The sequence below is a fragment of the Emticicia sp. CRIBPO genome (genome assembly GCF_009905725.1).
GTDB lineage: Bacteria > Bacteroidota > Bacteroidia > Cytophagales > Spirosomataceae > Leadbetterella.
Genome location: NZ_JAAAKV010000005.1, coordinates 61,775 through 72,448, shown reverse-complemented (window position 1 = coordinate 72,448; position 10,674 = coordinate 61,775). Strand labels below are relative to the sequence as shown.

At 41.7% G+C, this 10,674-nt stretch carries 12 protein-coding genes; 4 read left to right on the top strand and 8 right to left on the bottom strand.

The annotated features are described in order from the left end of the window. Nucleotides 1–13: 13 nt before the first annotated feature. From GVN16_RS11480 to GVN16_RS11470, 3 genes are read right to left on the bottom strand one after another with little or no spacing between them, the layout of a single operon-like run. Entirely contained in the window at nt 14–1,162 is a 1,149-nt protein-coding gene (locus GVN16_RS11480) for an efflux RND transporter periplasmic adaptor subunit (RefSeq protein ID WP_166564044.1), read from the bottom strand. Between the two features lie 32 nt (nt 1,163–1,194). Beyond that, entirely contained in the window at nt 1,195–2,526 is a 1,332-nt protein-coding gene (locus GVN16_RS11475; RefSeq protein WP_166564043.1) for a TolC family protein, read from the bottom strand. 11 nt (nt 2,527–2,537) lie between these two features. Beyond that, nucleotides 2,538–3,140, bottom strand: coding sequence for a TetR/AcrR family transcriptional regulator (locus GVN16_RS11470; RefSeq protein WP_166564042.1), 603 nt, complete (start codon nt 3,138–3,140; stop codon nt 2,538–2,540). A 292-nt stretch (nt 3,141–3,432) separates the two neighbouring features. Between GVN16_RS11470 and GVN16_RS11465 the strand changes: the two genes are divergently transcribed. Genes GVN16_RS11465 through GVN16_RS11455 form a run of 3 tightly spaced genes read left to right on the top strand, consistent with a single transcriptional unit; the run spans nt 3,433 to nt 5,899 of the window. Next, complete coding sequence (locus tag GVN16_RS11465) at nt 3,433–4,470, top strand: quinone-dependent dihydroorotate dehydrogenase (RefSeq protein ID WP_166564359.1); 1,038 nt, start codon at nt 3,433–3,435, stop codon at nt 4,468–4,470. Between the two features lie 29 nt (nt 4,471–4,499). Continuing rightward, complete coding sequence (gene ubiE / locus GVN16_RS11460; protein ID WP_166564041.1) at nt 4,500–5,225, top strand: bifunctional demethylmenaquinone methyltransferase/2-methoxy-6-polyprenyl-1,4-benzoquinol methylase UbiE; 726 nt, start codon at nt 4,500–4,502, stop codon at nt 5,223–5,225. After that, nucleotides 5,198–5,899, top strand: a complete 702-nt coding sequence (locus tag GVN16_RS11455; protein WP_166564040.1) for a porin family protein — start codon at nt 5,198–5,200, stop codon at nt 5,897–5,899. The genes ubiE and GVN16_RS11455 overlap by 28 nt, the downstream gene beginning before the upstream one ends. On the opposite strand, the gene GVN16_RS11450 is transcribed toward GVN16_RS11455, so the two are convergent. Beyond that, the gene (locus GVN16_RS11450) at nt 5,886–6,629 is read right to left on the bottom strand and encodes a copper homeostasis protein CutC (protein WP_166564039.1); all 744 of its coding nucleotides are present in this window, start codon (nt 6,627–6,629) and stop codon (nt 5,886–5,888) included. The genes GVN16_RS11455 and GVN16_RS11450 overlap by 14 nt on opposite strands. Before the next feature lie 166 nt (nt 6,630–6,795). Between GVN16_RS11450 and GVN16_RS11445 the strand changes: the two genes are divergently transcribed. Further along, entirely contained in the window at nt 6,796–7,017 is a 222-nt protein-coding gene (locus GVN16_RS11445; protein ID WP_166564038.1) for a DUF2795 domain-containing protein, read from the top strand. 67 nt (nt 7,018–7,084) lie between these two features. Here the strand turns inward: GVN16_RS11445 and GVN16_RS11440 are convergent, their stop codons facing one another. From GVN16_RS11440 to mnmD, 4 genes are all read right to left on the bottom strand, one after another. Then, nucleotides 7,085–8,431, bottom strand: a complete 1,347-nt coding sequence (locus GVN16_RS11440; RefSeq protein ID WP_166564037.1) for a sugar porter family MFS transporter — start codon at nt 8,429–8,431, stop codon at nt 7,085–7,087. A 51-nt stretch (nt 8,432–8,482) separates the two neighbouring features. Beyond that, complete coding sequence (locus GVN16_RS11435) at nt 8,483–9,139, bottom strand: 3-oxoacid CoA-transferase subunit B (RefSeq protein WP_166564036.1); 657 nt, start codon at nt 9,137–9,139, stop codon at nt 8,483–8,485. A gap of 5 nt (nt 9,140–9,144) precedes the next feature. Continuing rightward, nucleotides 9,145–9,840: a CoA transferase subunit A gene (locus GVN16_RS11430; protein WP_166564035.1), complete on the bottom strand. Its 696-nt coding sequence runs from the start codon at nt 9,838–9,840 to the stop codon at nt 9,145–9,147. 105 nt (nt 9,841–9,945) lie between these two features. Continuing rightward, nucleotides 9,946–10,578, bottom strand: coding sequence for a tRNA (5-methylaminomethyl-2-thiouridine)(34)-methyltransferase MnmD (gene mnmD, locus GVN16_RS11425; RefSeq protein ID WP_166564034.1), 633 nt, complete (start codon nt 10,576–10,578; stop codon nt 9,946–9,948). Between the last annotated feature and the right edge of the window lie 96 nt (nt 10,579–10,674).

Genomic DNA, 10,674 nt, shown 5'->3' with positions numbered 1-10,674 from the left:
GAAAACAGACCTGTTAGTAGCTGATCGGCTGACCATCCACTAAATCCTGATATCCGTCAGTAATGATTAAATCACCGGCAGTCAGGCCAGAAAGAATTTCCACTTCTCCGTTATAAGAAAGACCTGCTTTTACTTCGCGGCTTCTGGCTACTTTTTTGTTGCCTTCAGTCACAGCAACGAAAACCACAGAGCCCAGTTCGGTGTTCTGGATATAGTTCTGAGGAATAACAATCGCCGAAGCTCTTGACTGGTCATTGATATTCAGAATCGCAGTAAGGTTTGGTTTCAGTTGTTTGTCAAAATTCTGGATTTTGGCTTCTACCAAAAATGTTCTTGAAACCTGGTTTACGGTCTGGCTTACAAAGCTCAGCGTAGCATTCACTTCTTTCTGAAGATCAGGAAGTTTGATTTTTACGATGTCTCCTTTCGAGATGGTTCCTGCGTAAGTATCCGGAATGTTAGCCACCACTTTAAGGTTGGCGAAGTTAACCACACGGACAATTCCAAGTCCCGGAGAGGCCATTTCGCCAGCTCTGAGTCTTACTTCGTCCACATAACCGGCGATCGGGGAAACCACGATATTCAAAGCATCCTGAGATTTCAGGGTTGCAATTCTTCTTTCCAATGATTCAACCTGGGTTTTAGCCTGGATAAACTGTATTTCAGTCCCTATTTTCTGATCCCACAAAGCCTTCTGTCTTTCAAAAAGCGTTTTGGCTGTTTCCAGTTGCGTTTGAATTTCCTGGATCGTATTTCTCATTACGGAATTGTCAATCGTAGCGATCTTCTGTCCTTTAGAAACGAAATCACCTTCCTTCACAAATAAATGAGTAATCGCACCGCCCATCTGAGGACTCACGAAAACGTTGTTTTCAGCATCGATTCTTCCGGTAGCCTCTACAAAGTGCTGGAAGTTTCTTGCCGCTAACGGGCTGACAGAGATGTTCTTTACTTTCTCTGTTTTGTTCGGATCAAGTTTATGAATCTCAGATTCCAGTTTCTTGATATCAGCCGATAATGTGCTTTGTGTTTTCTGAAGTTCGGCCAGTTTGGCTTTTTTCCCAGCCAAGGAATTATCCTCTTTTTTTCCGCAGGCCACAGCGATCAGAACCATCGCCGCTATCAAAGAATATTTTGTTACAGGTATAAAAATGTTTTTCATTTTCTTGTTTTTTTGTAATTCTTGAATGTTTTTTATTTAGTTAACAGTTTGCCGTGAGCTTTATCCAGATCCACTTTTGCAATCAGGACGTCATACAGAGAGGCAAAATAGTTGGTTTGTGCTTGTTTAAGATCAGACTCTGCATTGATGATTTCCAGGTTTGAACCGGTACCTTGCTGATACTTGATTTTCGAAACCCTTACCACTTCCTGGGCAAGTTCCATGTTCCTGTTTTGAATGTCCAGACTTTGAAGTCCGTTTTTCAGGTTAATCATGGCCTGGTCATTTTGCAGCTCAAAAGACTCTCTGAGCATTTCAGCACTCTGATCAATTTTAATAAGACTCAGTCTTTGTCTTTCGATCTGCGTCTTTTTCATTCCGCTGTCATATATCGGAATGTTGACATTCAATGACAAAGCAGACGATGGGAACCATCTCTCAAAAGGGTTAAACTTCGGGTTACTGTGGCCTATACCCAAGCTCCCGGCAAAGCCAACTGTCGGATAATACGCTTTCTGGTATCTCTCAATATTGAGCTCTGTCAGTTTCCTCTGGGTTTGCAAAGTGGTGTATTCGACACGGTTGTCATAATCCACGGCCCTGTAAGGCAATGCCTGCAATCCTCTGATATCAGAAGTCGTCAGCTTGTCCGACAAAAGAATGTCTCCTTTCTGAGAGAATCCCATCTGAAACTTCAGGAGCTGATAAGACAAGGCGATAAGGTTAACCACTTTTTGTTTTTCAGTGATGGCATTGTTTTTCTGCACTTCCAGCCTGTCGATGTCTATCTTTTCTACAAAACCCTGTTTGAAAAATTCTTTTGTTTCAAGAATGATAGAATCCAGCCTGGTGATGTTAAGATCCAGAAGTTTTGATCTTTCTTCTGCTACCAACACTGAGTAATAAGCTTTTATCACGCCTTCTGCTGTCGTTATCTTTGTCTGCTCATAATTCTGGGACGCCAGCTTCCTGTAAGTATCTGCTGCCCTGAGGCCCACCAGCCATGTGGCATCAAAGATCAGCTGGTTTAAACCGACACCTGCCTGCCCTGCCCAAGGCACACCAAACTTGAATTTTACCACATCTCCTTCAGCCGCGGTAGGGTCAAAGTTTTTGGCATCAAGTAATTGTGTCGGTACGATGGCATTGTAGGTATACTGGAACTGGCCGTTAATCTGTGGTAGGCCTGTTACTTTTATCTCTTTGATCTGAAGTTCAGCATCCCTCATATCTACCTGAGAATTTTTGATGTTTGCGTGATTTTTTAATGCATAATCCACTGCCCCTTGTATCGAGAAAGTTTGTTGTGCATTCAGACTAAACGCATTGATTATTAATAGAATAATCAGAAGTTTTTTTTCCATGCTTTTTCTATTTATTTTAAATTTAAGTACTCTGTATATAATTGTTTTCCTTTTTCTGTTACTACACCCCGTATAAAATGGTCGATGGTCTGGGCCTGGATTTCCATGAAGTCAAAGTTTTTCTTGGTAAACGAATCAGAACCGAAGCCCAGCTCGATACTGGCCAGACGCAGAAGAGCGAGTATGTCAGGATTTATGTCTTCCCTGTAATATCCCTGCTCCATCCCTTCTTTCAGGTTTCTCCTGATAATTTCATAATAGAATTGTCTTTGTTCAAGATACAAATTCCATGCCTTCGGGTGATATTTCTGAATATCATAAAAAAGACTCGTATGAACATTTGAAACATTTTCTCTGATACAAACCGTCGTTTCAATTACTTCATGAATGGGGTCTTTCGCACTTTTGTAAATGGCTTCAGAATACTCCCTGTCCTTTTGCAGAAAGAACATTATTACTTCATGAACGATATGATTTTTATCTTTGAAATGCTGGTAAATAGTCTTCTTCGAAATGCCCAGTTCCCTGGCCATTTCATCAAGCGTAACGCTCCTTATGCCATACTTGAAAAACAATTCTTTGGCAATCAGTAATATTCTTTCTTTTACTTCCACGATGAGAAAACTTGGGAAACTTTTAAAAAGTTCAAAGTTTCTATCATTTTTTTTAGAAGCTGAAAATGGGGGAGATTTTGACTGGGATGTGAAATATGGGAAGATTGATCTGGTAATCAACCTCTATAATGGTATATGAGCGTGTTTCTTTGTGGTAAAATATTAGCAAAAAATATAATTTTTCTTATTTGGCGTTTTGGGTCTCTTTTATTTACAGATCAAAATCACCCTGTTTTTGATTATAATGCATTAAAGAACTACCTTTGTTCCTGAATTATGATAATCAATGTCAATATATAAAAAGTTCATTTTTCCATTACTTTCCAGGTATGAGCCTGAAAAAGTCCATTACTTCACAATGGATGTTCTCAACTACGCTCTGAAAGTGCCTTTCATGGAAACCATCCTCAGGTCAATCCTGGAAGTCCGCGACAAAAAACTGGAAAGAAATGTATTTGGGATCAGGTTTGAAAACCCGATCGGCCTGGCCGCCGGGTTTGATAAAGATGCTCAATGGATAGACCAGTTATCCTGCCTCGGATTTGGTTTTATCGAGATCGGAACGATCACTCCAAAATCCCAGCTCGGAAATCCAAGACCAAGATTATTCAGACTCAAACAGGACGAAGCACTTATCAATCGTATGGGATTCAACAATAATGGTTCTGCCAAAGCTGTTGAAAACCTGAAAAAAAGAAAGTCGAAGGTCATCGTAGGAGGAAATATCGGCAAGAATAAACTGACAGAAAACTTTGAAGCGGTTTATGATTATCTGAAGACATTCAAGGACCTCTATCCTCACGTGGATTATTTTGTCGTCAATGTGAGCTCTCCCAATACCCCCGGACTGAGGGATTTACAGGAAAAAGAACCGCTGACTCATTTGCTCAAAACCCTCAAAAGAGAAAATGGCCGTCAATCAAAACCGAAACCGATTTTACTGAAAATCGCTCCGGATCTGACGGATTCTCAACTGGACGACATTATTGATATTGTTAAAATCACTGATATTTCAGGGGTTATTGCTACAAATACTACCATTTCAAGAGATGGGCTGACTTCGGATCAGAATGAGATCAACGAGATCGGAGCCGGGGGACTTTCGGGTAAACCGCTCAAAGATCGCTCGACGGAAGTCATTGCTTATCTTCACCAAAAATCCAACGGAGCTTTTCCTATTATCGGCGTAGGCGGAATACATTCGGCCGATGATGCCCTGGAAAAAATAAAAGCGGGAGCAAGTCTGGTTCAGATTTATTCCGGGTTTATTTATGAAGGACCGGGCTTAATAAAAGACATTTGTAAAGGCATTCTCAATTCAAAACCCTGATCTCAGGCGTTTATATCATTTCAATCAAGATGGCGGTTTTACCCTATAAAGACAAGGACAGCGGAAAAAAAGAGCAGGTAACTGAGATGTTTGACAGCATTTCACCGAAGTATGATTTACTTAATCGTGTTTTAAGTGCCGGAGTAGATGTTTACTGGCGAAAAAAAGCACTGAAAATGATTGCGAAACAGCCTAACAACCTTGTTCTTGATATCGCTACCGGTACGGGGGACTTAGCCATTGAGGCGGTCAAGACACTTAATCCGGATAAAATCATTGGTGTGGATATTTCTGAAGGGATGCTGAGTGTGGGTCGCCAGAAAATCAAAGCCCTGAATCTTGAGAATAAAATAGAGATGCGGTTAGGGGATTCGGAGAAACTTCTTTTCGAAGACAATACTTTTGATACGGTTATCGTTTCATTTGGCGTACGGAATTTTGAAAATTTACTGAAAGGGTTGACGGATATGAACAGGGTTACGAAACCGGGCGGAACCTGCCTGGTGGTTGAGTTTTCCAAACCTGTGTTGTTTCCTTTTAAACAACTCTATTGGGTATATTCCACAAAAATTCTTCCATTGATCGGAAGGATGGTCTCGAAAGATGCCTCCGCCTACAGTTATTTGCCGGAATCGGTGAAGGCTTTCCCTGATGGAAAAGATTTTGCTAAAGTATTTGAAGAGGCCGGATTCAAAAATATTATCATCAAGACCCTAACATTTGGGATATGCTCGGTTTACATTGGAAAAAAATAGTTTCCCTTTTTTGTTTCTTATTACTGATCACGAATGCTTTCTCTCAGAACAAGATGAAGTATCAGGCAGCGTATGATGCAAAAAAGATGCGTTTCGGGTATCTTGTAGGGATTAGCAGCAGCAATTATAATGTAAAACACAACCGTTCTTTCGTCAATCAATCAGCTTTTTTTTCGATAACTTCCCCCACGACTTATCATGTCAGAATGGGTGGCCTCGTAAATTTTTCCCTTAATGATTACTTTGATTTCAGGGTTTTGCCAACCGTATCCATTTACTCAAGAGTACTGACGATTGATACGACCAATAACCTAAAACAAAATGACAAAGCCTGGTTTGAAATACCTGTTATGTTCAAATATAAATCAGAACGAAGGGGAAATGTGAGGATGTACATGTTTGGCGGAATGCGGTTCGGCATGGAGACCAATGTTATTTCATTCAGAAACAGAAGCAGCAGCCCTTCTGCCTTATCCACAAAAAATACGGATTTCTCGGTAGAATATGGCCTGGGCCTCGAGCTTTTCCGCGAATATTTCAAGTTTGCCCCCGAGCTTCATTTTTCTCATGGCCTTACTAATATGGTAGAGCCTGTTATCACCGGTACGTCACCACTGGGCCGGATAGAAAAACTCCGGACCCATACTGTTACGCTGTTTTTTAACTTTGAATAAGACTTTTAACCTTTCTCACCTTTTCAGGATCCGCCTCATAATTGATGTATTCATCAATATGATCATCTCCCATTTTTACGGATTCTTTTCTGAAAACCATGTTGCTTTCGATGGCTTTTTTCGCCGTAAAGTGAACGGCATCAACCCCGGCCTCCAGAAATTTCAGGACATTGCTTTCTCCCACTCCGCTGCCAGCCATGATGTTTATCCTGCCGTTTGCTTTGATTACCAACTGTCTGAGTAACTCTATGCCTGCTTCTGCTGTATTTTGCTGTCCTGAAGTAAGGATATTCTCAACTCCTAATACTATCAGGTCTTCAATGGCTTCAAAGGGATCCTCACAAACATCAAAAGCCCGGTGAAAAGTAACCGGACAAGGATGGGCTAATTCCATCAATACTTTGGTTTTTACCGTATCTATTTTGCCCTCTGCTGTAAGTAATCCTAAAACAAAACCTCCGGGATTCAGCTTCTTTATTTCAACAATATCCTCTTTCATGACCTGGAATTCTGTATCGTCATAAATAAAATCCCCGCCCCTGGGCCTGATCATCACATAAACCGGGATTTCCACAGATTCAAGTGTCTTTTTTACTAATCCGATTGACGGGGTTGTGCCCCCTTCTAAAAAACCACCACACAGTTCAATCCTGTCCGCACCGTCGTTCTGAGCCACTAAAGAAGAATTCAAAGAAAAAGAACACAATTCCAGTTTAACTTTTTTTCCCATTTTAAATATTTACAATTATTAATTCGCTGTAATTCAGATAATTACCTGATTTCCTATAATTTTTCTGTATTTTATGTATTTTTTTTGTTTAAATTCGTTTAAGTGTAAAAGATTTTTTTACTTTTGCAGCCAATTTTGGATTGTACACTTAAAAATCGGGCGAAATATGTATTGGACACTTGAATTAGTATCGTATCTTGAAGATGCACCATGGCCTGCCACAAAAGACGAATTGATTGACTATTCTATCCGTTCAGGTGCACCAAATGAGGTAATTGAAAATCTATCCGAGCTGGAAGATGATGGTCAACCTTATGAAAACATAGAAGAGATCTGGCCAGATTATCCCACAAAAGAAGATTTCTTCTTCAATGAAGATGAATACTAAATTTTACTCATCTTAAAATCCTCAGAAAAAAGAACTTTCCAGGCGTAATTTCTGGAAAGTTCTTTTTTTATTTCCACTTTTTTTCAATATCCTCAAGACTAAGGCCTTTTGTCTCAAACACTACATATCTGGCAAAAAACAGGCCCAGCAAAACCACCAGCATATAAATTCCGAAAATACCACCATTGTCACCCAAACTGGTTGCCGCCAGTCTTGGAAACGAAAACGCCACCCAGAAATCAAAAAACCAATGGTTGAAACTCCCCATGCTCGAAGCAAAGCCCCTGATTTTCAAAGGATAAACCTCTGAAATCAATAACCAGCCCAGTGGCCCAAGGCTGATCGCAAAAAATATGATATAGGTATAAATCCCTCCCACCAGCATCCATTGTTGCAATGCCGCAGGCAAGCTGTCTTTCATATAAAACGCCAACCCTACTGTACCCAGGCAAAAAGCCGTTCCAATCAGTCCGATATATAAAAGCGGCTTTCTTCCTATTTTGTCCAGGAGTCTGATCGCCAGCAAAGTCGCAAAAGTGTTGATCACCCCGACACCCACTGTCGCCAATGTAGCCGTAGGGCCATCAAAAAGTTTTTTGAAAATATCTGTTGAATAATAAATAATCGCATTGATTCCTGAAAACTGCTGGATACAGAAAATCCCGATTCCGATGAATAACGGGATTCTTAATTTCTTGGTAAACAGTATTTTCCAATCCCCCTTTCCTGATGTTTTCTCGCTTAGAATCTCCTCTGTTTCCTTTAATTCTTCCAGGGCCTGTTCCGGGGTTCTGAGTTTATTCAGCACCAGAAGGGCTTCTTCAGAACGTCCTTTGGAAATCAGCCATCTCGGGCTTTCCGGAACGAAGAACATTCCTGTAAACAAGACCGCCGCGGGGATAAATCCGGTCCAGAACATTAGTCTCCAGGCATTTTCCTGACCTTCAAAAAGGTAACCTACCACATAAGAAAGTAATATTCCCAATGTAATGGCCAGCTGAAAAAAAGTAACCAATTGGCCTCTTTTCTCCTTTGGTGCAAGTTCAGCAATATACAAAGGCACCGTAGACGCCACTATTCCAATGGCAAGGCCCAATAATAGCCGCCCTCCGATCAAAAAAACCACGTTAGGTGCTATGGCTGTCAGGATAGATCCGATAACAAAAATAAGAGAGGCAAGAATATTGATTTTCTTTCTGCCAAGATAATCTGTCAGAGGTCCGCTGACAAACGGCCCGACCATCCCGCCGGCCAGCACCGCACTCACCACCCAGCTTTCCAGCTCCGGCGTAAGATCAAATGCTTTTCTGAGTGTGGGCAATGCCACATTTATAACGCCTGTATCAAAGCCGAAAAGTAATCCGCCGGTAGCAGCAATGCCGGCAATAAAGGTAATAAGGAGATTTTTATTCATGGGCTGGTTAAGGTTTAAGGGTCAAATTTATACTTTAAAAATCTACGCGGGCTATACTTCAATGGTTTTTATTTCTCCTCCCACGATCAGTTTTCCCTCCGTGGCATTTTGTACCTCTTCAACGGTAACCCCGGGAGCCACTTCGAGCAACCTGAAGCCACCCTCCGGTAAAACATCCAGTACAGCCAGCTCTGTGACGATTTTTTTGACACAATGCAACCCGGTGATCGGAAGTGTGCATTCCTTCAGTAATTTGGATTTCCCTTCCTTGTTCACATGCTGCATAGCCACAATGATGTTTTTGGCGGATGCTACCAGATCCATCGCACCACCCATGCCTTTGACCATTTTGCCCGGGATTTTCCAGTTGGCAATGTCTCCGTTTTCAGAAACTTCCATAGCTCCGAGAATAGTCAGGTCAACATGTTCGCCGCGGATCATCGCAAAGCTTTCCGCCGAACTGAATAAAGAAGAGCCGTCAACCATGGTAATGGTTTGTTTGCCCGCATTGATAAGGTCAGCATCCACTTCTCCTTCTGCCGGAAACGGTCCGATCCCAAGCAAGCCGTTTTCCGACTGAAGCACAACATTGATATTTTGAGGGATATAATTAGCCACTAGCGTGGGAATGCCTATCCCGAGATTGACATAATATCCGTCTTTTAATTCACGGGCTATCCTTTTGGCGATCTGGTGTTTATCTAACATGATTTTCAGGATTTGGTGGTTCTTTGTTCTATTCTTTTCTCGTAATGACTTCCCTGGAATATCCGCTGAACAAATATTCCGGGGGTATGAATCATGTTGGGATCGAGCTCTCCTGCAGGTACGAGCTCTTCCACTTCAGCGATCGTGATTTTTCCGGCAGTAGCCATCATGGGATTAAAGTTCCTGGCCGTTCCTTTATATATGAGGTTACCGGCCGTGTCTCCTTTCCAGGCCTTCACTATTGAAAAGTCTGCTTTGAGCCAGCTTTCCAGCAAGTATTTTTTTCCATTGAATTCCCGGATTTCTTTGCCCTCCGCCACTTCTGTTCCGACTCCGGCCGGTGTAAAAAAAGCAGGAATCCCGGCTCCGCCGGCTCTTATTCTTTCCGCAAGGGTCCCCTGTGGCAACAATTCCACTTCCAGCTCCCCGGAAAGCAACTGTCTTTCAAACTCCTGGTTTTCACCCACATAAGAGGATATCATTTTAACAACCTGGCGGGTCTTGAGCATCAGGCCTATGCCAAAATCATCTACCCCGGCATTATTGGAAATGCAGGTCAGGCGTTTTACTCCTTTTCTCAATAAGGCGTCGATGGTATTTTCAGGAATTCCGCATAACCCAAAACCACCAAGCATAAGTGTTGCTCCGTCAAAAATATCTGCTACCGCTTCATCGGGTCCGTTGATTACTTTATTGATCATATCTATGCATTTATTTGTAGACCAAACCTAACTAATTAACTTGAAGAATCTCCGGTTTGCTACAGGAATTGTTGTTAAAACAACAATATTTTGTGCTTTTCTAATTTACAGTGCCATTTTAACAGCCCTTAAAACCTCTCTCTTGTGCGGTGGGCCCGGATGTTTTTCTACTTTAAAGCCAGCTGCCCTCATATTTCTCTGAACAGAAACTTTTGAGCAGTATGTGGTCAATACGCCTTCTTCCACCATGAGCCCTGCCATTTTCTCAAAGACTTCAACGGTCCAGAGTTCCGGCTGGGACTCGGGGGCAAAGGCATCAAAATAAATCAGGTTGAATCTTTCTTCAGAGCTAAACTCTTCCAGGAAAGTTTCTATTTTTCTGAACCGGAACCATGGGTTAATCTGATGGGGTTCATTCCAGGATAAAGCATGTAAAGCTGCTGTTTCTTCCGGTAATGATGAGGTAAACGCCTCCTCAACGGGATAGGCCTCAATGCCTGTATATTTTACCAATATCCCTTTTTCCTGTGCAAACCGGGCAGAAAGCTGAGCATTTAAACCCGAACCAAAGCCTAACTCAAACAGATTTATTTCCTTAAATTTCCTGGTGGCTTCAAGCAGTCCCAATTGTATAAAAACTTCCAGAGACTCCGTTTCGGCTCCGAACACCGAATGATAATGCTGGCCAAATTTTTCAGAATACAGGGTCTTTGACCCGTCCGCTGTTGTCCTTAACATCTTATAAACAAATTTAATCCTCCTCAAAAATAATCCATGAAACCCAATACCCGTTTTCTTTGTTAAGAGTTTTTAGATAAATTTTAAAATTTTCAT

Coding starts and splice junctions, on each gene's coding strand:
- GVN16_RS11440 (WP_166564037.1), bottom strand. CDS start 8,431: ATGAATAAAAATCTCCTTATTACCTTTATTGCCGGCATTGCTGCTACC.
- GVN16_RS11455 (WP_166564040.1), top strand. CDS start 5,198: ATGCTCGGTTTACATTGGAAAAAAATAGTTTCCCTTTTTTGTTTCTTA.
- GVN16_RS11435 (WP_166564036.1), bottom strand. CDS start 9,139: ATGTTAGATAAACACCAGATCGCCAAAAGGATAGCCCGTGAATTAAAA.
- GVN16_RS11445 (WP_166564038.1), top strand. CDS start 6,796: ATGTATTGGACACTTGAATTAGTATCGTATCTTGAAGATGCACCATGG.
- GVN16_RS11480 (WP_166564044.1), bottom strand. CDS start 1,162: ATGAAAAACATTTTTATACCTGTAACAAAATATTCTTTGATAGCGGCG.
- mnmD (WP_166564034.1), bottom strand. CDS start 10,578: ATGTTAAGGACAACAGCGGACGGGTCAAAGACCCTGTATTCTGAAAAA.
- GVN16_RS11450 (WP_166564039.1), bottom strand. CDS start 6,629: ATGGGAAAAAAAGTTAAACTGGAATTGTGTTCTTTTTCTTTGAATTCT.
- GVN16_RS11475 (WP_166564043.1), bottom strand. CDS start 2,526: ATGGAAAAAAAACTTCTGATTATTCTATTAATAATCAATGCGTTTAGT.
- GVN16_RS11430 (WP_166564035.1), bottom strand. CDS start 9,840: ATGATCAATAAAGTAATCAACGGACCCGATGAAGCGGTAGCAGATATT.
- ubiE (WP_166564041.1), top strand. CDS start 4,500: ATGGCGGTTTTACCCTATAAAGACAAGGACAGCGGAAAAAAAGAGCAG.